The organism is Nonomuraea typhae (assembly GCF_009760925.1).
Lineage (GTDB): Bacteria > Actinomycetota > Actinomycetes > Streptosporangiales > Streptosporangiaceae > Nonomuraea > Nonomuraea typhae.
Map to the genome: position 1 here is coordinate 421,112 of NZ_VRLV01000008.1, position 21,118 is coordinate 442,229.

General features: G+C 70.7%; 25 protein-coding genes. 9 read left to right on the plus strand and 16 right to left on the minus strand.

What is annotated here, in order from left to right; genetic code table 11:
- Positions 1–30: 30 nt before the first annotated feature.
- The 3 genes from FVE25_RS30675 to FVE25_RS30685 all read left to right on the plus strand — a co-directional run bounded on the left by FVE25_RS30675 (position 31) and on the right by FVE25_RS30685 (position 2,865).
- Positions 31–1,617, plus strand: coding sequence for an acyl-CoA carboxylase subunit beta (locus FVE25_RS30675; RefSeq protein WP_157250559.1), 1,587 nt, complete (start codon positions 31–33; stop codon positions 1,615–1,617).
- The gene (locus FVE25_RS30680; RefSeq protein WP_157250560.1) at positions 1,614–1,814 is read left to right on the plus strand and encodes an acyl-CoA carboxylase subunit epsilon; all 201 of its coding nucleotides are present in this window, start codon (positions 1,614–1,616) and stop codon (positions 1,812–1,814) included. The genes FVE25_RS30675 and FVE25_RS30680 overlap by 4 nt, the downstream gene beginning before the upstream one ends.
- A 106-nt stretch (positions 1,815–1,920) precedes the next feature.
- Complete coding sequence (locus FVE25_RS30685; protein WP_157250561.1) at positions 1,921–2,865, plus strand: NYN domain-containing protein; 945 nt, start codon at positions 1,921–1,923, stop codon at positions 2,863–2,865.
- Here the strand turns inward: FVE25_RS30685 and FVE25_RS30690 are convergent.
- Positions 2,839–3,813 (minus strand): ArsR/SmtB family transcription factor, encoded by a 975-nt coding sequence (locus tag FVE25_RS30690; RefSeq protein ID WP_157250562.1) that lies wholly within the window; start codon positions 3,811–3,813, stop codon positions 2,839–2,841. The two genes, FVE25_RS30685 and FVE25_RS30690, sit on opposite strands and share 27 nt — an antisense overlap.
- Before the next feature lie 61 nt (positions 3,814–3,874).
- Between FVE25_RS30690 and FVE25_RS30695 the strand changes: the two genes are divergently transcribed.
- A complete protein-coding gene (locus FVE25_RS30695; protein WP_157250563.1) occupies positions 3,875–5,080 on the plus strand; it encodes an MFS transporter in 1,206 nt (401 codons plus the stop codon).
- Position 5,081: 1 nt separating this feature from the next.
- Here the strand turns inward: FVE25_RS30695 and FVE25_RS30700 are convergent, their stop codons facing one another.
- Both FVE25_RS30700 and FVE25_RS30705 read right to left on the minus strand, forming a co-directional pair.
- Positions 5,082–5,978 (minus strand): cation diffusion facilitator family transporter, encoded by an 897-nt coding sequence (locus tag FVE25_RS30700; RefSeq protein ID WP_157250564.1) that lies wholly within the window; start codon positions 5,976–5,978, stop codon positions 5,082–5,084.
- Positions 5,978–6,346: an ArsR/SmtB family transcription factor gene (locus tag FVE25_RS30705; RefSeq protein ID WP_281367921.1), complete on the minus strand. Its 369-nt coding sequence runs from the start codon at positions 6,344–6,346 to the stop codon at positions 5,978–5,980. The genes FVE25_RS30700 and FVE25_RS30705 overlap by 1 nt, the downstream gene beginning before the upstream one ends.
- A 143-nt stretch (positions 6,347–6,489) precedes the next feature.
- On the opposite strand from FVE25_RS30705, the gene FVE25_RS30710 reads away from it, so the two are divergent.
- The 3 genes from FVE25_RS30710 to FVE25_RS30720 all read left to right on the plus strand — a co-directional run bounded on the left by FVE25_RS30710 (position 6,490) and on the right by FVE25_RS30720 (position 8,729).
- Positions 6,490–7,875 (plus strand): DNA-3-methyladenine glycosylase 2 family protein, encoded by a 1,386-nt coding sequence (locus FVE25_RS30710; protein WP_157250566.1) that lies wholly within the window; start codon positions 6,490–6,492, stop codon positions 7,873–7,875.
- Positions 7,872–8,372, plus strand: coding sequence for a methylated-DNA--[protein]-cysteine S-methyltransferase (locus FVE25_RS30715; RefSeq protein WP_157250567.1), 501 nt, complete (start codon positions 7,872–7,874; stop codon positions 8,370–8,372). The genes FVE25_RS30710 and FVE25_RS30715 overlap by 4 nt, the downstream gene beginning before the upstream one ends.
- Before the next feature lie 108 nt (positions 8,373–8,480).
- Positions 8,481–8,729, plus strand: a complete 249-nt coding sequence (locus FVE25_RS30720) for a hypothetical protein (RefSeq protein ID WP_157250568.1) — start codon at positions 8,481–8,483, stop codon at positions 8,727–8,729.
- Positions 8,730–8,781: 52 nt separating this feature from the next.
- On the opposite strand, the gene FVE25_RS30725 is transcribed toward FVE25_RS30720, so the two are convergent.
- Positions 8,782–9,939 (minus strand): MFS transporter, encoded by a 1,158-nt coding sequence (locus tag FVE25_RS30725; protein ID WP_157250569.1) that lies wholly within the window; start codon positions 9,937–9,939, stop codon positions 8,782–8,784.
- An 88-nt stretch (positions 9,940–10,027) separates the two neighbouring features.
- On the opposite strand from FVE25_RS30725, the gene FVE25_RS30730 reads away from it, so the two are divergent.
- The gene (locus FVE25_RS30730; protein ID WP_157250570.1) at positions 10,028–10,468 is read left to right on the plus strand and encodes a MarR family winged helix-turn-helix transcriptional regulator; all 441 of its coding nucleotides are present in this window, start codon (positions 10,028–10,030) and stop codon (positions 10,466–10,468) included.
- On the opposite strand, the gene FVE25_RS30735 is transcribed toward FVE25_RS30730, so the two are convergent.
- The 12 genes from FVE25_RS30735 to FVE25_RS30790 form a co-directional block, all read right to left on the minus strand.
- Complete coding sequence (locus tag FVE25_RS30735) at positions 10,465–11,388, minus strand: hypothetical protein (protein WP_157250571.1); 924 nt, start codon at positions 11,386–11,388, stop codon at positions 10,465–10,467. The genes FVE25_RS30730 and FVE25_RS30735 overlap by 4 nt on opposite strands.
- Positions 11,385–11,957: a hypothetical protein gene (locus tag FVE25_RS30740; RefSeq protein ID WP_157250572.1), complete on the minus strand. Its 573-nt coding sequence runs from the start codon at positions 11,955–11,957 to the stop codon at positions 11,385–11,387. The genes FVE25_RS30735 and FVE25_RS30740 overlap by 4 nt, the downstream gene beginning before the upstream one ends.
- Positions 11,954–14,662 (minus strand): BTAD domain-containing putative transcriptional regulator, encoded by a 2,709-nt coding sequence (locus FVE25_RS30745; RefSeq protein ID WP_181019761.1) that lies wholly within the window; start codon positions 14,660–14,662, stop codon positions 11,954–11,956. Before FVE25_RS30745 ends, FVE25_RS30740 begins: the two co-directional genes overlap by 4 nt.
- A gap of 74 nt (positions 14,663–14,736) precedes the next feature.
- Positions 14,737–15,150: a pilus assembly protein TadG-related protein gene (locus FVE25_RS30750; protein WP_246267678.1), complete on the minus strand. Its 414-nt coding sequence runs from the start codon at positions 15,148–15,150 to the stop codon at positions 14,737–14,739.
- Positions 15,147–15,539 (minus strand): TadE/TadG family type IV pilus assembly protein, encoded by a 393-nt coding sequence (locus tag FVE25_RS30755; RefSeq protein WP_157250573.1) that lies wholly within the window; start codon positions 15,537–15,539, stop codon positions 15,147–15,149. The genes FVE25_RS30750 and FVE25_RS30755 overlap by 4 nt, the downstream gene beginning before the upstream one ends.
- Positions 15,526–15,951 carry a TadE/TadG family type IV pilus assembly protein gene (locus FVE25_RS30760; RefSeq protein ID WP_246267679.1) on the minus strand — a complete coding sequence of 142 codons (426 nt, stop codon included), beginning with the start codon at positions 15,949–15,951 and terminating at the stop codon, positions 15,526–15,528. The genes FVE25_RS30755 and FVE25_RS30760 overlap by 14 nt, the downstream gene beginning before the upstream one ends.
- Positions 15,938–16,162 carry a hypothetical protein gene (locus FVE25_RS30765; protein WP_157250575.1) on the minus strand — a complete coding sequence of 75 codons (225 nt, stop codon included), beginning with the start codon at positions 16,160–16,162 and terminating at the stop codon, positions 15,938–15,940. Before FVE25_RS30765 ends, FVE25_RS30760 begins: the two co-directional genes overlap by 14 nt.
- Positions 16,162–17,082, minus strand: coding sequence for a type II secretion system protein (locus FVE25_RS30770; RefSeq protein WP_157250576.1), 921 nt, complete (start codon positions 17,080–17,082; stop codon positions 16,162–16,164). The genes FVE25_RS30765 and FVE25_RS30770 overlap by 1 nt, the downstream gene beginning before the upstream one ends.
- Positions 17,075–17,950: a type II secretion system F family protein gene (locus tag FVE25_RS30775; RefSeq protein ID WP_157250577.1), complete on the minus strand. Its 876-nt coding sequence runs from the start codon at positions 17,948–17,950 to the stop codon at positions 17,075–17,077. Before FVE25_RS30775 ends, FVE25_RS30770 begins: the two co-directional genes overlap by 8 nt.
- Positions 17,950–19,218 carry a TadA family conjugal transfer-associated ATPase gene (locus FVE25_RS30780; RefSeq protein WP_246267681.1) on the minus strand — a complete coding sequence of 423 codons (1,269 nt, stop codon included), beginning with the start codon at positions 19,216–19,218 and terminating at the stop codon, positions 17,950–17,952. The genes FVE25_RS30775 and FVE25_RS30780 overlap by 1 nt, the downstream gene beginning before the upstream one ends.
- The gene (locus tag FVE25_RS30785) at positions 19,215–19,931 is read right to left on the minus strand and encodes a CpaE/TadZ family protein (RefSeq protein WP_157250578.1); all 717 of its coding nucleotides are present in this window, start codon (positions 19,929–19,931) and stop codon (positions 19,215–19,217) included. The genes FVE25_RS30780 and FVE25_RS30785 overlap by 4 nt, the downstream gene beginning before the upstream one ends.
- Before the next feature lies 1 nt (position 19,932).
- A complete protein-coding gene (locus FVE25_RS30790; RefSeq protein WP_157250579.1) occupies positions 19,933–20,592 on the minus strand; it encodes a hypothetical protein in 660 nt (219 codons plus the stop codon).
- 305 nt (positions 20,593–20,897) lie between these two features.
- On the opposite strand from FVE25_RS30790, the gene FVE25_RS30795 reads away from it, so the two are divergent.
- Entirely contained in the window at positions 20,898–21,101 is a 204-nt protein-coding gene (locus FVE25_RS30795; RefSeq protein WP_157250580.1) for a hypothetical protein, read from the plus strand.
- Positions 21,102–21,118: the final 17 nt, after the last annotated feature.

Below are 21,118 nucleotides of genomic sequence, written 5' to 3' on the forward strand. Positions count from 1 at the left end.
AGCGTAGAAGGAGCGACTAACCTGCTGCGCATGAGTGCTGCTGAGGAATTGCCGGAACTGCCGGATATTCACACCACCGCCGGTAAGATCGCCGACCTTGAACGGCGGCTCGACGAGGCGGTGCACGCGGGGTCCGCGGCGGCGGTGGAGAAGCAGCACGCGAAGGGCAAGATGACCGCGCGCGAGCGGGTTCTGGCGCTTCTGGACGAGGACTCGTTCGTGGAGTTCGACGAGTTCGCGCGGCACCGCTCGACGATGTTCGGGCTGGAGGGCCGCCGGCCGTACTCCGACGGTGTGATCACGGGTTATGGCACGGTCGATGGCCGGCAGGTGTGCGTCTTCTCACAGGATGTGACGGTCTTCGGCGGCTCGCTGGGCGAGGTGTACGGCGAGAAGATCGTGAAAATTCTGGACATGGCGCTGAAGACCGGCTGCCCGATCATCGGCATCAACGAGGGCGGCGGCGCGCGGATCCAGGAGGGCGTGGTCGCGCTCGGCCTCTACGCCGAGATCTTCAAGCGCAACGTGCACGCCTCGGGCGTCATCCCGCAGATCTCCCTGATCATGGGCGCGGCGGCCGGCGGGCACGTGTACTCCCCGGCGCTGACGGACTTCATCGTCATGGTCGACCAGACCTCGCAGATGTTCATCACCGGCCCGGACGTCATCAAGACGGTCACCGGCGAGGAGGTCAGCTTCGAGGAGCTGGGCGGCGCCCACACGCACAACACGAAGTCCGGCGTGGCCCACTACCAGGCATCCGACGAGGACGACGCGCTCGAGTACGTCAAGGCGCTGCTGTCCTACCTGCCGTCCAACAACCTGGACGAGGCCCCGGTCTACGAGGCCGCCGCCGACCTGGACCCGGATCCGGAGCTCGACACGCTCATCCCCGACTCGGCCAACCAGCCCTACGACATGCACCGGGTCATCGAGCACGTGCTGGACGACGGGGAGTTCCTGGAGGTCCACGCCCAGTTCGCGCCGAACATCGTGGTCGGTTACGGCCGGGTGGACGGGCACCCGGTGGGCGTGGTGGCCAACCAGCCCATGCATTTCGCAGGTTGCTTGGATATTAATGCGTCCGAGAAGGCCGCTCGATTTATCCGAACATGCGATGCATTTAATATCCCGATCCTCACTTTTGTTGACGTCCCCGGATTCCTCCCCGGGACCGACCAGGAATGGAACGGCATCATCCGGCGCGGCGCCAAGCTCCTGTACGCCTACGCCGAGGCCACCGTCCCGCTCGTCACCGTCATCACCCGCAAGGCGTACGGCGGCGCCTACGACGTCATGGGCTCCAAGCACCTCGGCGCCGACATCAACCTCGCCTGGCCCACCGCGCAGATCGCGGTCATGGGCGCCCAGGGCGCGGTGAACATCCTCTACCGGCGCGAACTCGCCTCCGCCGCCGACCCCGACGCCGAGCGTGCCCGGCTCGTCATGGAATACGAGGACACGCTGGCCAATCCGTATATCGCCGCTGAACGGGGTTATGTCGATGCCGTAATTCGGCCCTCGGACACCCGTCCGCAAGTGGTCAAGGCGCTGCGGGCGCTTCGTAACAAGAGGGCCTCGCTGCCGCCGAAGAAGCATGGGAACATCCCGCTGTGAGGGAGCATCTGAGAGTCGTCCGCGGCGACGCCACACCCGAGGAGCTCGCGGCCCTGGTAGCGGTCCTGGCCGCCCGGCAGGCCGCCCCCGCCCCTGAGCCGCGCCGTCAGCGCGAATCCTGGCGTAACCCGGCCAGAGGCATGCGTACCCGGCTCGCGCCGGGGAAGTCGGCTTGGCGGATGAGCGCTCTACCCTAGAAGGATCCTTGGAAACGGGTGTCAACTTCCCCGGGAGTTGGGACTATCTAGAAAAGTAGGCGTATATAGTCAGCCGATCAACTAAGGCCGCGGCCTGGAGGACGACATGCCCATCCCAGACCTCACGCCGCATCCTGTGGCAGCGAAGTACGCCGTCCTGGTGGATGTCGGTTATCTGTATGCCGCCGCAGGTGAAGTGCTGCTTGGCGCGAAGGAGCGCAAGGAATATCGGGTGGCCGCGGATGAGCTCATCCAGAGTCTGCAGAAACATGCAGAAGCACGTATTTCTGGAGAACTCCTGCGGATCTATTGGTATGACGCCGCCCGTGACCGCGTGCCCACCGTCGATCAGCGGGTGATCGCACAGTTGCCCTGGGTGAAGGTACGACTGGGCAACCTGAACGCCCGTGGCCAGCAAAAAGGCGTGGACGCCCAGATCAGGAGCGACCTCGAGGCGCTGGCCCGGCATCACGCGGTGACCGACACGATCCTGCTGGCGGGCGATGAAGACATGGTGCCGGCCGTCGAGGCCGCGCAAGCCTACGGCGTACGGATCCATTTGTGGGGCGTCGAACCACCCTATGGAACAAACCAGGCCGAGCGTCTCGTGTGGGAGTCCGACACTGTTGAAGTCATTTCTGCGGATTTCCTGAGACCTTTCTTCAGCCGTGCCCCCCAGCCCGTCCCCGTCACGCCCCCGGCCACCGCGCCCTCGCCGGCCCAGGTCTTCGCCGGCCGCCCGGCCGCCCCGAAGCCGCAGGTCAAGCCCGGCCAGGTGGCCAAGCTCGGCCCCTCCAGGCCCCGCGTGGAGGACGTCGGCGAGCACGTGGCGCAGAAGTGGATCCTCACCCGCGGGCGCGACAACATCCGCGACCTGCTGCCGGGGCCGATCCTGCCGACGGTCATCGACACCGAGTTGCTCATCGAGGCGGAGAAGGAGCTCGGGCACTCGCTGCGGCCCTACCCGGAGGCCCGGGTGTGGCTGCGCGACGGGTTCTGGGCCCGGGTCTACCGGGAGTTCGACCTAGGGGTCGGCGTCTCCAGCAAGTAGCGCCTCGGCGACAGCCGTACGCGCGTAGAGGACATAGCGCCCGGTGCGGTGGGCGCTGCAGAGCCCGGCCCGGCGCAGCGCGGTGAGGTGCTGGCTCGCGCCGGGCTCCGACAGGCCGGTGCGGCCGGCCAGCTCACGGGTCGAGGCGGGCTGGTCGAGCGAGGCCAGCAGGCGGGCGCGGGTGCGGCCGAGCACGGCCGCCAGCGCCCGCGGCGGGTCGATCTCGCGGTGCTCCCACAGCGTGGCGATGCCGCGCGGCGGGTAGCGCAGCGTCGGCTGGTACGGCGGCGCGGTGATGGAGAAGATCCGCGGCCAGGCGAACACCGAGGGCACCAGCAGCAGGCCGCGGCCGTCGAGCGCGCGGGTGCCCTGGCAGAAGCGGTGGTCCAGCAGCAGGCGCTCGCCCTTCCAGCTCACGTTGCCGTCGAGGTCGGCCAGCATGCCCCGGACGCCGCCCCTGGCCAGCGCCTTGGCGCGATAAAGGAGGTCGCCCTCGCACAGGTTGCGGATGCGCGGCCAGTAGGGCTCGATCGCGGCCGACCAGTAGGCCCTGATCTCCTCGGCCAGCCGGGCCAGGCCGCGTGCGGGGTCGTCGTACAACGCCTGGATGCCGGGCGTGCGGCGGCCGTGGGTCCAGGTGTCGAGCTGGTCGCGCACGTCGGGCTCGCACGCCAGCAGACCGGCCAGTTCCAGGTCCAGGTCGGGCAGCGCGGTCGCGGGCGGCGGGCTGAGGAAGCAGACCAGCGAGATCGTGGGCATCGGGACGAGGTCGGCCAGCAGCCTCCAGTCCACGTCGGCCAGGCGGCGGCGCACCCGCTCGGCCCATGGGCGGTTGACGCCGCTCGGGTCCTTGAGCACGCGGACGCTGGCCACGACCTCCCAGAGCGGGGAGATCGCGAAGCGGGTGCCGGCCACGTCCTGGGCGGTGAAGGACAGTTCGAGGGGCATTCGATTCGCTCCTGCCTTAATCCATCGCGCTCCTGAGCGACATTTCATCATCGTACGAGGCATGACCGTTTTGCTGAGTGAGGCAGGATTTCGCAACCTCTACCTCGGCTCGGCCGTGAGCGCCTTCGGGGCCCAGGTCGGGTACGTCGCGCTGCCGCTGCTGGCCCTGGTGGAGCTGCACGCCGGGCCCGGGGAGGTGGGGCTGCTCAGCGCGCTGGCCACGATCTCCGTGCTGATCGTCGGGCTGCCCGCCGGGGCGTGGATCGACCGGATGCGCAAACGTCCCCTCATGATCGCGGCCGACCTGGGCCGGGCCGTACTGCTGGGGTCGGTGCCGCTGGCCGCGTGGCTGGGCGGGCTGACCATGGGGCACCTGTACGTCGTGGCCGCGCTGACCGGCGTCGGCACGCTCTTCTTCGACGTCGCCGCCCAGAGCTTCGTGCCGCGCCTGGTCGGCCGCGAGCGCCTGACCGAGGCGAACTCGCTGCTCGTCGGGACGAACGCGGCCATGGACATCTCCGGCCGCAGCTTCGCCGGGGTGCTCGTGGGCGCGGCGGGGGCGCCGGCGGCCGTGCTGCTGAACGCGGTGGGATACGCGTGGTCGGCGCTCTTCCTGCGCGGGGTGCCCGCTCTGGAGAGCGTCCGTGACACGCCGCCGCCCCGGATGGCCGGGCAGATCGCCGAAGGCGTGCGCTTCGTGCTCGGCCACGCCACGCTGCGCCCCATCGTGCTGCAGGGCGCGATGACGAACCTGGGCTTCCCGTTGTACGCGGTGCTGCTGCCGGTGCTGGTCGTCACCGAGCTCGGCTACCCGGAGTGGGTGCTCGGGCTCTACCTGGCCGTGGGCGGCGTCGGCACGCTGGCCGGCTCGGCCACCGCCCACCACGTCGGCGCCCGCCTCGGCAGGGGGCGGGCGGTGTGGATCGTTTCCCTGATCACCACGCCGGCCTCGCTCCTGGTGCCGCTGCTGGACGGCGGCGCCTGGATCTGGGTCTCGGCCGCCGCCTGGTTCGTGCTCACCTACCGCACCGGCCTCAACAACGTGCTGCTGGTCAGCTTCCGCCAGCGGGTCACGCCCGACGAGCTGCTCGGCCGGATGAACGCCACCATGCGCCTCGTCCTCATGGGCGCCGTCGGGATCGGCGGCCTGCTGGCGGCGCTGATCGGCGAGTTGTGGGGCGTGCGCGCCGCGTTGTGGACGGGCGCGCTGTTCATGTCCCTCAGCTGGGTGCCGATCGCCTTCTCGCCGCTGCGCGCCGAGCGCTGACTCACCAGCCGATCTCGTCGCAGCCCTTGTGGTCGGAGGGCTCCACCTGCAGCGTCGCGTGCGCCACGCCGTGCCGGGCGCGCAGCACGTCACGTGCCTGATCGAGTACGGCGTGGCTGCGCGCCTCGTCGGTCACCAGGTGCGCGGTGGCCACGTGCATGCCGGAGGTCAGCGTCCACAGGTGCAGGTCGTGCACGTCCTGGACACCATCGATGGCGGCCAGATCACCGGCCACCTCGTCGGCGCTGATGCCCTCGGGCACGTGCTGGCCGAGCACCGAGAACACCTGCCGGCCCAGGCCGACCGCGCGGATGGCGACGAAGGCGCCGATGGCCAGGGCGACGACGGTGTCCCAGATCGGCTGGCCGGTCTGGCTGACGAGCCAGCCGGCCACGATGACGCCGACCGAGCCGGCGGTGTCGGCCATGACCTCCAGGTAGGCGCCCTTGACGTTGAGGCTCTCGGCGGCGCCGCTGCGCAGCAGCACCAGTGCGATCACGTTGACCAGCAGGCCGAGGGCGCCGACGATCATCATGGGCCCGGTCGCGATCTCGGTCGTCTCGCCGATGCGCCCGATCGCCTCGACCACGACGTACACCGCGACGCCGAGCATGAGCACGACCGCGAGCAGCGAGGCGAACACCTCGGCCCGGTAGGAGCCGTAGCTGCGCCGTCCCGTGGTGTCGGGCCTGGCGGCGATGCGGGTGGCCACCAGCGCCGCGCCGAGCGTCACCACGTCGGCGGCCATGTGACCGGCGTCCGACAGCAGCGACAGCGAGCCGGTGATGAGTCCGAAGACCAGCTCGACCCCGAAGAAGGAGCCGATCAGCACGAAGGAGACGACCAGCCGCCAGCGGTGCTTGGCGCCCGCGTGACCGTGCCCGTGCCCCGCTCCCATCAGAGGCTCCCGTCGTGTTCGGGGTGACGCTCAGGGTGGATCGCCTGTGTGTGACCGGTGTGGGCGATCGCCAGATCCAGCAGCATGCGCACGTGCGCGTCCTCCAATCGGTAGTAGGCCATGCGGCCGGCGCGGCGGACCGCGACGACCCGGTGCGCGCGCAGGAGCCGCAGGGCGTGGGAGACGGCCGACTCGCTCTGGCCCGTCACCGCGGCAAGGTCGCACACGCACAGTTCGCCATCCAGGAGGGCGAGCAGCAGCTTGAGCCGGTTGGGATCGCCGAGCAGCCCGAAGATCTCCGCGGTGTCGCCGAGGTCTTCCTGACCCGGCATCCGGGAGCGCACGGACTCGACCCGGGGCGCGTCCACAACTCTCACGCTACAGCCATCGATCTGCACCTCTGAATAGCTATTCATATGTACAAGGTTAGCTGACATGGTCATCTTTCTGTCAATGCATACGTCCGAATTCGGCCAGTCACCAATCCCGAAGAGCACATACTGTCGATCGCATGGCACCCGTAGAGCTCGACTTCAACGCCTGCTACCGGGCGGTCTCCGCACGGGACGCCCGGTTCGACGGCCGCTTCTACACGGCCGTCAAGACCACGCGCATCTACTGCCGCCCGATCTGCCCCGCCCGCACGCCGGCCTCCCGCAACGTCCGCTTCTACCGGCACGCCGCCTCCGCCGAGGCCGCCGGCTTCCGCCCCTGCAAGCGCTGCCGCCCGGAGCTCTCCCCCGGCGACCCCGGCTGGGACCTGCGCGGCGACCTCATCGGCCGCGCCCTGCGCCTCATCGACGACGGGGCCGCCGACGACACCGGCATCGCCGGCCTGGCCCGGCGCCTGCACATCACCGAGCGGCACCTCCACCGGCTGTTCGTCGCCGAACTGGGCGTGGGCCCCTTGGCCGTGGCCAGGACCCGGCGGCTGCTCCTGGCCAAACAGTTGCTCACCGAAACGCCGCTGCCGGTGACCGAGGTCGCCTTCGCCGCCGGGTTCGGCAGCGTGCGGCAGTTCAACGCGACCATGCGGGAGACGTACGGCTTCACGCCCAGCGAACTGCGGGCCACCGCCGGGCCGTCAGGGGTCTCGGAGAGCGCCGCCGAACTCCGCCTGCGACTGCATCGGCGGGAGCCGTACGACGTGGAAGGCATGTACGCCTTCCTGGCCAGCCGCGCGATCCCCGGCCTGGAGACGGTGGACGGCCTGTCCTACACCCGCCTCGTGCCCGGCGGCACCCTGACGCTGACCCCCAGGCCGGGCGCCTTCAACCTGGACATCACCCTCGACGACACCCGCCAGCTGGCCCGCGTCGTGGCCCGCTGCCGCCGCCTCCTCGACCTCGACGCCGACCCCGCCGCCATCGCCGCCGCCCTGGGCACGACGTCCCTGGAGCCGCTGGTGCGGGCCCGGCCCGGCCTGCGGGTGCCCGGCACGTTCGACGGCTTCGAGCTGGCCATCCGCGCCGTGGTCGGCCAGCAGATCTCGGTAGCCGGCGCCCGCACGCTCCTGGGCCGCATCGTCACCAGGACCGGCCCGCTGTTCCCCAGCGCCGCCGTCCTGGCCGAGGCCGACCTGACCGGCCTGGGCTTCACCAACCGCCGCCTGGCCACGATGCGAGAGCTGGCGTCGCGGGTGGCCGAGGGCCAGATCGACCTGGACGGCGGCATGCAACCGTCCGAGGCGGTGGCCGAGTTGCTGAAGGTCCCCGGCATAGGCCCGTGGACCGCCTCCTACATCGCCCTGCGCGCCCTGCGCGACCCGGACGCCTGGCCCACGGGCGACCTGGTCCTGACCAAACGCATGGCCGCGCTGAACATCCCCTCTGACCACGTAGAACGCTGGCGCCCGTGGCGTGCCTACGCCGCCCTGCACCTCTGGAGCTCGTCATGATCGAAGCCGAAGTCCTGCCCACCCCCGCGGGCCCGCTGTCCCTCCTGGCCCACGACGGCGTCCTGGTCGCGGCCGGCTTCACCGCCGACCCCGCCGAGATGTTCGTCCGGCTCACGCCCGCCCTGCAGGCAGAGGGCCTGGAGGTCGTGGACTCTCTGGGCCCCATCACCCGGGCGACCCTCGCCTACTTCGCCGGCGACCTGACCGCCATCGACACCCTGCCCGTCTCCCAGCCCGGCACCCCCAAGCGCCGGGCCCTGCACAAGGCGCTGCGCGAGGTGCCGGCGGGGACGACCGTCACCTATGGGGAACTGGCCGAGCTGGCGGGGCTTTCCCGGGGTGCGGCCCGGGCTGCGGGATCTGCTTGTGCGCAGAACCTGATCGCGCCGTTTGTGCCGTGTCATCGGGTGGTTCCGGGCGGTGGAGGTTATGGGGGGTATTACTACGGCACGGCGGTGAAGGAGTGGCTGCTGGGGCACGAGTCGGCAAAGATCTAAACTCTCCGTCATCTGCTGTAAACAGTCAGTAATATTTCCTCAATCTCACCCTCGCCCCCGAGTTCGCGGGCGACCACGAAAGCAGCGAAAGCGTTCTGGAAGGAACTCATGACAGTGACTCAGAAGTTCAAGAGCCCGATCATGCAGCAGTTCCAGGAGGAGATGCTCGCCAAGGGCCGCGCTGAGGGTGAGGTCAGGGGCGAGGCGAAGGCCGTCGTCAGAGTCCTCCGGAACCGTGGCATCGAGGTGCCGGACGACGCCGAATCCCGGATCCTGAGCTGCACCGACATTGAGCAGATCGACTCCTGGCTGACCGGCGTCGCCACCGTCAGCCACGTCGACGAGCTCTTCGGCTGACCACGTAACGAGGGTCCGGTACGCGTTGCCGTACCGGACCCTTGGCATGTCGCTACGCCGCGACCAGCGCATGGCGGCGGGCCTGGAGCCCGGCGGCGCCCGCGATGGCCAGGCCCGCGAGGCCCAGGAGGGCGGCGGTCCAGGCTGGGGAGGTGTAGCCGAGGCCGGCGTCGATGGTGAGGCCGGCGGCGAAGGAGCCGATGGCGTTGCCCACGTTGAAGGCGCCGATGTTGGCGGCCGAGGCCAGGGTGGGGGCGCCGGCGGCGGCGTCGAGGACTCGGGTCTGCAGGGGTGGGACGGCGGCGAAGGCCGCCGCGCCGAACAGGGTGATCGTCACGATGAAGGCGACCTGGCTGGCGGACAGGAGGGCCACCAGGACGGCCAGGGCGGTCAGGGCGGCTACCGAGCCGTAGATCGCGGGCATCAGGGCGCGGTCGGCCAGGCGGCCGCCGATGAGGTTGCCGATGACCAGGCCGACGCCGAACAAGGCCATCACCATGGGTACGGCGGCTGGGCTGAAACCGCCCACTCCGGTCATGATGGGGGCGATGAAGGTGATGATGGCGAAGACGGGCGCGAAACCGAAGACGGTCATGGCCAGGGCCAGCCAGACGGCGCCCTTTTTGAAGGTGGCCAGTTCGGTGCGGAGGCTGACGGGCTCCGGCTTCTGGCTGGGGACCAACGCCATGACGCCGGCCAGGCCGATCACGCCGATGACGACGACGACCCAGAAGGTGGAACGCCAGCCGAACGCCTGGCCGATCCAGGTGCCGAGGGGGACGCCGGCCACGTTGGCCACGGTGAGGCCGGTGAACATCAGGGCGATGGCGCTGGCGCGCTTCTGCGGGGCGACCAGGCCGGCGGCGACCACGGAGCCGACGCCGAAGTAGGCGCCGTGCGCGAAGGCGGCCAGGAGGCGGCCGACCATGAGCACGCCGTACGACGGAGCGAGGGCGGAGAGGAGGTTGCCGGCGATGAAGAGCAGCATCAACGCCAGCAGCATGGTCTTGCGCGACAGCCGGCCGCCGAGCATGGTCAGAGGCGGGCCGCCGACGGCGACGCCGAGGGCGTATCCGGAGACGAGCAGGCCGGCGGCGGGAATGGTGACCCCGAAGTCGTGGGCGAGCTCGGGGAGCAGGCCGTTGATGATGAACTCCGTGGTTCCGATGCCGAAGGCGCTGATCGCGAGTGCGAACAAGGCGAGAGGCATAGAATATCCCCCATACGACGTTAGTAAGCGTGCACATTAATTGCACACGCCGACTATATGAGCACACAATGAGCTGGAGGGTCAAACCATGGCCATCGCCGACGACGCTGTGGAGGCTCGCGCCCAGGGCTGGCGTACCCTCGCCGCACTGCACGCCAGGATCGAGGAACGCCTGGAAAAGGCCCTGGAGAAGGAGCACGGGCTGAGCGTGAGCGAGTACACCGTGCTCGACGTGCTGGCCCGCCAGGACGGGTGGCACATGCGCATGCAGCAACTGGCCAGGGCGGTCGTCCTCAGCCAGAGCGCGACGACCCGGCTGGTCACCCGGCTGGAGAACCGCAACCTGCTGCGCCGCTACCTGTGCGAGGACGACCGCCGCGGCATCTACTCCGAGGTGACGCCGGCCGGGCGCGCGCTGCTCGAGCAGGCCGCGCCCACCCACGACGCGGTGCTCAAGGACGTCCTGGCCGAGGCGGAGCAGCTACCCGAACTGGCCCCGCTGGTCAGGGTGCTGGCCGATCGCGGCTAGGGCCGGACCGTGCTCTGGACCTCCCCCACCGGGACGTCGCGCTGCGCCTGCGCCTGGACCGGCGCGTACTGGAAGGGCACCACGTTGTCCTCCACCTCGACCGGCCACACGGTGGTCACGGTGAGCACGTACACCTTGCGGTCCTGGTCCACCGAGGCCCGCAGGTAGCGAACGCCGCAGGTGAACTCGCCACCCTTGACGTACGGCCGGCCGCCCGTGCCGCACTGCTGGCGCACCTCCGCCCGGCGGGCATCGGTACCAGAGTCGATCTTGATGTCCTCCAGCGTGGCCGTGACCGTGGCCGACATGACGCCCGGGATCGCGGCGGTCACCGAGCGGCGGGTCTCGCCGAGGTCGTCCAGCCAGACCCAGGTCGGCAGGTTGACGTAGCTCTTGGCGTCCGGGTTGAGCTTGATCGTGGGCTCCGGCACGGTCAGCGCGGCGCGGGCGATCTCGGCCAGCTCCGCCAGCGTGATGCCGGAGGGCGGGGTGGAGCCGGGCGGAACCCAGACGAACGGGTCCAGTCCGCCCCAGCAGGCGCGGCCCCGGTTGTCGGCCTCGTTGTAGGCGGGCGTCCACCACCGGCCCGGTTGCCCGATCTTGTCCTTGAACTGCTTGAGGAACTTCTCGAACTCCTCCTCGGTGCCGTTCGGGTTCGTGCGGAACCAGTACGCGCGCACGTCCTCCTGGGTCTTCAGCATCTCGCCCGCGTCGGGGCCGGGCTCGTACCAGCACGGGCGTTTGATCTGGTAGCCGTCGCTCTTGCCGCCCTTGGCCCCGTTGCCGGAGATGACGATCTTGGAGAAGGCCAGTTCGACGCCCGCCGTACGACCGTCCTGGAAGCCCTTGCCCGTCTTCCCGCCCGGACCCGGGTCGAGCAGCAGGACGCCGGCGGCCACTACCGAGAGCAGGCGTTTCATCGGTCACACCCTTCGTCGCTGTAGCGGAAGTCCTTGATGCGCCAGACGCCGTCGTCGCCGTGCCGGATCACCACGGCCTGGAGGTAGCTCTCGCGCGTCCACTCCGGCTGCCGGGCGTACGCCTGGCCGCTCTTGGAGACCAGGCGCAGGCCGGTCTCGTCCACGCAGGCGTTGATCTGGGCGCCTTTGCCCATGAGGGCGCTGACGGTCAGCGCGTAGATCTTCGCGGTGCCGCTCATCGATCGCCCGCGGAAGCCGTGCACCCAGTCGTAGGCGTCCTTGGCGGCCGGGCCCTCGACCCACGTCAGGTAGTCGTCGCCGCCGCCCACCACCGCTTTGCGCGAGTCGACGTAGTAGCGGGTGAACGCCTTCAGGATCGGATCGGGCGCGGCCGGCCATTCCACCTCGATCTTCATCTTCTCGCCGACCGCGATCGTCTCCGTGACCGGTGTGGGTACGGCAGGCGCCGCCGACGTGGCCGCGGCCGCCTCGCGGGGCGTGTAGACCCGCTCCGGCTGCGCCGCGCACCCGGCGGCCACCAGCACCAGCGCGACCAGCGCCGCCCTCATGCCGACGACTCCCTCACCACGTGGATCCGCCAGGACGGCAGCAGTTCGTCGATCAGCGCCTCGGTCTCCGGGGCCATGCCGCCGCCGTAGGGGTGTGAGGACGACCTCCTGGTCAGCCCGTCCACGACGGCGCGCAGCCGTACCTGGTCGCCGGTGGCGTGCGTGGCGCGCAGCAGGTCGCGCCAGAGGCCCTCGTCGTCGGCGGCCAGCAGCAGCCCGGCGCGGGCGGCGGCGACGGCGGCGTCCGCGTCCCCGTCGGCGAGGCGGATCTCGCACAGCTGGTGCGCGGCGTCGGCGACGTCGGCGGCCACGTCGTACTCCAGCTCGTCGGCGGCCAGCCACGCGTACCTGCCGGCGGGCCGCCCGCTCAGCAAGGGGCCCCTGACCAGGCCGAGCGCCCGGTCGAGGAGGACGGCCCTGGCGGCGGTGTCGCGGCGGGAGCGCCGGACGAGCTCGCGGAAGAGCACCCAGTCGGTCCGCACGCCGGGGCCGAGGCGCAGGCGGCCGGAGGCGTCGGTGAACAGGTGTTCCTTGCCCAGCCAGTCGGCGACCCTGGCGATGGTGGCATCCCTGACCATGATCTGCACGCCGCGTGGCCAGAGCACGCCGCCGAGCACGACCGGATGCACGCCGCCCGGGTGGGTGGCGAGGTAGATCAGCAGCTCGGTGGCGATCGCCATCCGGCCTTCCTCCAGGGGTTCGGCTCCGACGATCTCGATCGGGCCGAGCATGCGGATCTCGACGGCGGGGGCGCGCAGGTCGTCCAGGGGCTCGGATTCGGGTACGGCCTCGCCGTCCATCTGCTCCGCCGTACGGAACAGCTCGACCAGCGCCTTGTAGTGGCGGCGCGGCAGGAGTTGCGCGGTGACCTCGAAGCCGAGTTCGGCGATGCGCGCCCGGCCGTCCTCGGTGATCTCCAGGGTCCAGGTGGCGTGCGGCACGTCGCCGGCCACGACGTACCCGGCGGTGTCCTTGCGGGCCAGCAGCGCCAGGCGGCGGGCCTCCTCCTGCGTGGGGGCGACCGCGGAGAGCAGGAAGTGGGCGTCGCGCGGGCTGCCGTTGACGCGGCCGGTGAGCACCTGCTCGCGCGGGGCGGCGGTGGCCTCCAGCTCGGGCAGCACCTCGGCGAGGCTGCCCACGGCCTTGATCCGGTCGGGGGCGATCGCGGTCAGCTCCTCGCCGAACCCGACGAGCGTGACCCGCATCCGGTCGGACCAGCGGTTGGTGGCCAGCTCGACGGCGATCGCGCCGAGCGCCGCGGTCGTCTGCGGGCCGCGGATGTTGATCAGGCCCTGCGCCGCCTCGAGGTCGATCAGCACCCGTCCCGACTCGTCGGAGCCGAGGGAGACGAGCCCGGGGTACGGCGCGCCGCCGGGTTGTTCCTGCAGCAGGCGGCCTTCATGGGCGTGGAGCCGCCACACCTGGCCGCCGTCCTGGGCGGTCCAGGGCGTGGGCGGGTCGTTGTCCGGCGGGTGGATCCACAGGTCGAGGTTGGCGGCCGACAGGTGGGCGGCGTAGACGGTGGGCGGGGTGCGGCCCTGGGCGGCGAGTTCCGCGCCGAGCAGGCGCAGGCCGATGTCGAGAATGCGGGTGCCCGGCGCGTCCGCGCCGAACCTCAGCGCCACCTCGGCCTTGGCGGCGTCGTCACGCGGGCGGGCCACGCGATGGCCGAACGCGCGCCGCCACAGTTGCTGCCGCCGGCGCCTGCCCAGCGCCACCAGCAGGCCCGCCGCCGCGAGGGAGGCCCCCGCGAGGTAGTCCACCAGGTCGAGCCCGGGACCCTGTTGAACCGGATTTTTCGTGACTTCTGGGGCTACGTCCGGTTTGGTGTCGGCCGGGGGCTGCTGGTCGGTCTTCTTGCCCAGCGGCGCGTTCTCCTGCTTGGCCGTCGACTCCGTCTCGCCGGTCTCCATGCCGATCGGGGCGGCCCGTCCCGGGTGCTCGCGCAGGGTCTCCACCCGCCCCTGGCCGGCGGGCACGACGTGCACGTTGCGGGCGTCGTCCGGCATGTCCAGCACCCAGCCGGGCCGGATCAGGTCGGCCATCCGCAGCCGGGTCCCGTCAGGTTGCTCCTTGTTCTGGTTGAGCCGGTAGATCTCCGGATATCGCCGCCCGTCGCCCAGGCACTTCTCCGCGATCTCCCACAGGCTCTCGTGATGACGGCCGTGCGGCGGCTGCACCACATACACCTTCTTGGCCTTCTGCGTCACCTCCGTCTCCACGATCGGAGCCGCCATGGCGACCGTCGAGACCGGGGTGGCCACCGGCGGCGGCGCGCCCAGCCGGGCGACGGGAACCGCCACGGCCGTAGCCGTGAACAGCAGCAACACCGCCGAGACCAGCTTGTTGGCCAGCACCTGGGTGCCGCCGGACAACGGGACCCGGGCAGGCATGCCGACCCGCCGTACACCGGCGTAAACCTCCACGATCACGCAGACGAACAGCTGGAACCACGCCAGCCACACCATCAGGACCAGCAGCGCGACGATCGTGCTCGGCCCGACGCGGCTAGTCAGGACGTCGAGGTCGAGCAGCTCGGGCGCGATCGGCGGCCCGGCCAGCGTGAGCAGCGCGTACGGCACGCCGCCCACGAGCGCGACCAGCAGCACCAGCGCCCCGAGCCCGGCGACCACGTCACCGGCGGTCCGCCTGGCCGGAATGCGCGCGGGCGCCCGCCTGGGCCGCACCGGCTCTCGCGTCGGCATCGCCACTCCCTTCTCCGCCCAGCGTTGTCATGTACGGCCCGCCCGGGCCAGCGAGTGACCCGTTTCGGTCTGGATCATCTGGCGTCCGGCGCCGCGGTGGCCCTGCCCTCCATCTCCGATCCGGTGAACCCGAGCGCGCCGAGGAAGAAGGCGGACCAGCGGACCTTCACCGTGACGGTCACCTGCTCGCCACCGGACAGCTCGCACTCCCCGCGCGAGATCTCCTCGCCCTCGTGCGCGCCGACCACCTCGTCGGCCCGCGCGCACACCTCGCTCTGGCCGAGCAGCCTGGCCTTGCCGGTGGCGCGCAGGTGCTCGACGTCCACCTGGTCGGCCCCGGCCCGGGCCGCCTGCTCGGCGATGTCGGCCGCGCGCAGCCTGGCGTTGATCGCGGCGCCGCCGTCCACGAGCAGCCCGGCCAGCAGGAACACCACGACCGAGAAGAGCACGACGAACACCGACATCGAGCCGCGCTCGCCACCGCTCACTCGACCCTCCTGAACTGTTCCAGCGGCACCACCGCGGTGCCGGTGAGCCGCCTGGTGCCGCCGAAGCCGAGGAAGCCCAGGTCCAGCTCGCAGCTGACCTCGGCGCGGACCTGGCCGCCCTCCTCCCACTTGGAGCCCGACAGCGTGGCCTCGTGCGACTGGCACTTGCCCTTCAGCGCCTGACCGGCCGAGGCTTCGGCGGCGGCCTCGGCCTTGCTCTCGGTCCGCTGCACCGAGGCGGCGCGGGCGGCGTCCCTGGCCGCGCCGTTCACCTCGCCCTGACCCTCGACCAGGCGGCCCGCGCCGGCGAGGAACATCAGGAACAGCAGGAAGACCGGCGCGAGCATGACCGTCTCCACCGCCATCGAGCCGCGCTCAGCCCTGCGCATCGCAGTCCTCGCCTCCGTCGTCGGGGCGGAAGCACTCGACCGGCCCGCCGGAGGTCGCGGTCACCGTGAACGCCAGCTCGGGCAGAAGCGGGATCACCTGTACGGCGCTGCCGGTCACGCTGACCCAGCGCTCGTCCGGCTCCCTGGTCGAGGTGTCGGCCCGCGCCTCGCTCAGCAGGCGCGGCCCGATCGCGGCGACCACGGCCTCCGCCTTCGTCTTGGCCTCCTCCTCCCAGGAGGCGTCGGCGGGCGCGGCACGGGCCACCCGCGCGCCCTCCCTGGCCGCCGCCTCGGCTACCTGGCGGCCGTGGAACCAGAGCGCGATCTGAACGATGAGCAGGGCGGCCGCCAGGATGATCGGCATGAGGAAGGCCAGCTCGATGGCGGTGACCCCACGCTCACTCCTTGCCACCGCCACCGCCGAACGAGTTCTGGATCTCGGTCTGCCTCTGCTCGACCAGTGTTCTGATCAACGTCGCCAGGCCGAGGGCGACTCCGGCGATGATCGCGGTGATGATCACCCATTCGACGGCGGAGGCGCCGCGGGACGGCGCGGTGCGCGCGCGGTGGACGCGCACCCCGAGATAGGCGACCAGGTAGACGACCCAGGGATGATTGACCATCAGGCCCCCAACATCTTCATAGCGGCGGGAAAACTGAGAAAGATCACGAAGCCCGCGCAGAGCAGCAGCTGCGCAACGAGCATCGACTGGGAGCGCTCACCCGCCCGGCCCTCGATCTCGGCCAGCTCACGGCGGCGCAGGGTGGCGGCGCGGGCGGTGAGCGACGCGCGCACCTTCGCGCCGTCGTCGGCGACCAGGCCCAGAGCGGCCGACAGGTCGCGCAGCTCATCGACGTTGATCTCCTCGCCGAGCTGGCCGAGCGCCTGCCAAGGGGTGATGCCGACGATCCTGGCGCCGTTGAGCGCGTCCTTGATCCGCGACATCGCCCAGTTGGGCTGTTCGCCGCCGACCGAGACCGCCATGACCAGCGCCTCGGGCACGCCTCTGCCGCCGGCCAGGTTCATGGAGACCAGGTCGAGGAAGGCGCCGACGACGTGCCGGAAGTCGCGCCGCCTGGCCGCCGCGTCCCGCCGGATCTGCAGGTCGGGCAGGAAGAAGAAGACCACGGCCACGAGCAGGGCGGCCCAGAACGGGATGGCCGCCGACGAGCCCAGCTCCATCAGGACCAGCCAGCCGAGCAGGATCGGGAAGACCAGCAGCCCGGAGGCGGCCAGCAGCACCTTCGTGGCCAGGAAACCCTCGAACGAGCGCCCGACCAGCGCCAGGTCCGCCCGGATCGAGCGCGCCTCCCAGCCGCGGGCCAGGTAGAAGCGGGCCAGGCGGGTGCCCAGGCCCCGCCGGAAGGCGCTGACCTCCTCGTCGGGAAGCACGAGCTGCAACCGCGGCGCGCCGGCGTCCTCGCGCACCGCGTCCAGCGCCAGCAGCCGGGCCACCAGCCCGGGCCGCGCCGGGAACAAGGCCCGCATCAGCAAGAAGACGCCGAGCCCGAAGAAGCCTCCGGCCAGCACTCCCTCAACCATGCTGCTTCACCGCCTGAGGAACGGGCGCCGCGGCGCCGTGCGGAGCAAGGAGCCGGGTCGGCTTGTCGAACCTCGCCAGGCGCCGCATCCACGCGAACCCGGCGCCGAACAACCCCGCCACCACGACGAGCACCGCCTGCCCCAGCCACGAGCCGTATTCGGCCACATAGGTCGGGTTGAAGACGACCAGCAACGCGGCGAAGCCCAGCGCGGTGATCACCACGATCTGCACGCTGCGCCGGGTGGAACGGCGCTCGGCCTCGACCCGGCGGCGCATGTCCAGTTCCTCGCGGGCCGAGACGGCCAGCGCGCCCAGCACGTCGCGCAGGCCGGGCCCGCGCAGCCGGGCGTTGAGGATCAGCGCCGCCACCACCAGGTCGGCCGAGGGATCGTCCAGCTCGTCGGCGAACAACCGCAGCGCGTCCGGCAGCGCCATGCGCGTGTGCAGCCGGTCCACCAGCACGCGCAGATGCGGCCTGAGCATGGGCGCGGCCGCCCTGATCGACGACGGGATGGCCTGCTCCAGCCCGGCCGCGCCGGCGATCGTGTCACGCAGCGACTCGGTCCAGGCGGCCAGCCCTTCCAGGCGGTGCATCGCCGCACGCTCCTCGGAGGCGCCTCCTGACAGGCCGCGCCAGGCGAACACCAGCAGCACCGCCCCCACCGCGACCACCGGCCAGCCGGTCACCACCATGATCAGTACGGCGCTGACGGCCGCGATGGCGGTGCGGGTGGTCAGCATTTTGATCAGTTCGCGCCTGGGGCGGCTCGGCTGGGGCCGCATGCCGTACAGGGAAAGGAACAGCAGGAACAGGCCGCCGCCCGCGACGGCGCCGGCGAGGATCGTGAGCGGGTCGAGGTTGATCATCACCAGCCCCCCAGATCGGCCTGGACAGGAGCATGGGGTACGGCCCGGCCGTCGGGACCGGGCGCGAAGATCTCGCTGGACAGCACGCGGCCGTCGCAGCCGTTGACCTCGCGCACGCTGGAGACGTAGCGGCGCAGGGAGCCGCCGCGGTCGTAGTCGTTGCGCTTCTCGATGAACACGACGAAGTCGATGGCGCCGGCGATGAGCATGTGGGTGGCGTCGATCGGCAGGCGCTCGTTGGCCTGAAGGGCGTAGGTGGCGATGCGGTTGAAGACCTCCATGCTGGAGTTGGCGTGAATGGTCGACAGGGAGCCGTCGTTGCCCTGGGTCATCGCGTTGAGCATGGTGACGATCTCGTCGCCCAGGACCTCGCCGACGATGACGCGGCTGGGGTTCATGCGCAGGCTCCTGCGGACCAGCTCGGCCATGGTGATCTCGCCCTGGCCCTCGGAGTTGGGCAGGCGCTGCTCGAAGGCGACCACGTTCGGATGGAGCTCGGGGAACTGGTCGAGGCCCAGCTCCAGGGCGCGTTCGACGGTGATGAGGCGTTCGCCCGCCGGGATCTCGTTGGCCAGGGCGCGCAGCAGGGTCGTCTTTCCGGCGTTGGTGGACCCGGCGACCATGATGTTCTGGCGGGCGTTGACCGCCGCCTGGAGGAATCTCGCTATTTCCGGACTTAGCGTGCCGTTGCCTACCAAGTCGGGGAGGAAGACCTTGCCGAGGCGGCTGCGGCGGATCGACACGGCCGGCCGTATCGTCACGTCCATGACCGCCGACAGCCGGGAGCCGTCGGGCAGGCGCAGGTCGAGCTGGGGGTTGGCGGTGTCGAACGGGCGGCTGGACAGGCCCGAGTACGCCGCGAGGATCTGAATGAGCTCGATCAGCTCCTCGTCGGAGTCGGCGACCGCCTCGTGCATGGCCTCGCGGCCGTCGGCGTAGGAGACGAAGACCCTGTCGTGGCCGTTGATGTCGATGTTCTCGACCTCGGTGTCGTCCAGGAGCGGCTGCAGGCGGCCCACGCCGAACAGGGCGGCGTGGATGCCGGCCGCGAGCGCCTCCTCCTCTTCGAGGGTCGGCGGCGTGCGGCCCATGCCGATCTCGCTGCGCGCGTGCTCCTCCAGCACCTGCGAGATCAGCGCCCTGGCGAACTGGCGCTCGTCCTCGCCGGTCATCGGCGGCAGGCCGTTGGCCTGGTCCAGGCGGCGCTGGTGGGCCAGGCGGTCACCCACCTCCTGGCGGAAGCGCTTGACGAGGGAATGGTCGATCACTGGTAACTCACCAGCCGTCCCGCGAGGTCGCGTGCCGTACGAATGAGGAGAGAGCGGTCGAGACGGCCGCCCCACTGGCCGCGCAGCAGTTCGGCGCCCTTCGGATCGTCGGCCAGGCCGTGGACGAACTTCACGTGCTGCCCGACGATCCTGCGCACCTCGTCGATCGAGGCGCGGTAACGGCGCGGGTTGGCGATCACCACGACGCCCTGGGCCTTGGTGATGGACAGACGTTCGCGCAGGTGGGCCACGTGGTCGAGGCTGGGCCTGGTCAGCAGGACGGTGAGGGCGGCCTCGGCGATGAGGTCGTTGACGTGCGGGTAGGTGCCCAGGCGGCCGCAGTCGGCGATGACGTCCGCGCCCGGGATCCCGGCCAGCGAGCGCCCCAGCGGGCCCCACAGCCAGGTCAGGCCGCCCGCCTGCTCGCCGTGGGTCAGCCCGGCCAGCACGTCGAGCCCGCCGACGATCTTCTGGGTGTGCTCGTGGATCTGGGCCGGCTCAATCCCTCGGCGAGCGACCGCGCCCAGGCTGAGCAGCCCCTTGCCAGGGTTGAGCACACCTCCGTCGGCGCCCGGGAGCCGGTAGGCCAGGTCTCCTCCGGCGGGATCGCACTCGGCCAGCAGCACCGGCCGCGGCCACACGGCGGCCAGGGCCGTCGCGGCGGTGGTGACGCCCGGCGCGCCCTTGTCGGCCGCCAGTACGATCAGCGCCACGTCAGCGTGCCCCCGGGAGTTCGGCCACGGCGATCTCGCCGGTGGAGGCGTAGGAGACGACCTCGGCCGAGACGGAGGTGTCCACGATGACGGTCACCGCGCCCTCGTCCTTCTCGTCGACGAAGTGGACCAGCGCCGCCGGAGCCAGCACCCGCGGCCGCTCCGCGCCGCCCTTCCCCGGCACGTGAACCACCTGGACCCGATCGCCCCTGGCCAACCCTTGCGGCATTTGTCCGGGTTTCAGGGCCAATCCCACCTTCGCCTTTCCCGGGCCCAGCTCTTGGCTGGCTTTTATCCCCATTTCGTTGGTGAGCAAGGTGCCGGGGAGGATGGTCACGGTGGCGAAGGTCTGGACCACCTGATCGCGTTGCGCGTACGGAACGTAGTCAATGCCGGTGTCGGCGATCTGCACTTCCTGGAGGGCGGCCAGGGTGAATTGCTGACCGGCGCCGATCTGCTGGGTGACGCGGATGGCCGAAATGCGGTCGCCGCTGCGCATCACCAGCAAGGTCGTGGCCAGGGCGCCGCCCAGGATCAGAAGGACGGCCAGGGCGGCCAGGGCAGGCTTGCGCTCGCGCGGCGGCACGGGCAGCTTACGCTCGGCGGAGAGCGTGCCACTTGGCCCCGCCGAATTCACGGCGGGTTTCTCGCTGGTCCTCATGGGTGGGGGGCTCCCATATGCGAAATTTTGGAATTCACGCCATTATGTGCATCCACGTGCGGGAGTGGGGTGTGAATGCGGTGACCAATGCTCGTTTCGCAGGTGGGAGCCTGTCAACACCAATTGGCCAGACCGGTTGGGTTGGGTTGGTTGATGTGGACCGAAATTTCGTGATACTGAGCGCAGGAATCACTTGTGTCACAGGAGTCACATTGATCATTAGTCATGACTTCTGAACGGGTTCAGGGTGTGCGATCATTCGGGACATGGGCGGTCGTGTGCGGCTTCTCCTGGGACGGCCTGCTGTGCGGGCATTTGTGGAACGGGTGCGGGAGCGCGGGGTCGAACGGCTGACCACGACGCCGGCAGCCCGCCGGGTGGCCGGCCGGTTGCACCGGGCGGCCAGCGGACTGGCGGCGGTCACCGCGGAGGTGGACGCTTACGCGGGCCTCCTGGAGGAGAAGGCCGGCGAACTCCACGACCGGACCCGGCCCGGGAAGTCCCCCTGAACCACCTTGTAGGGCGT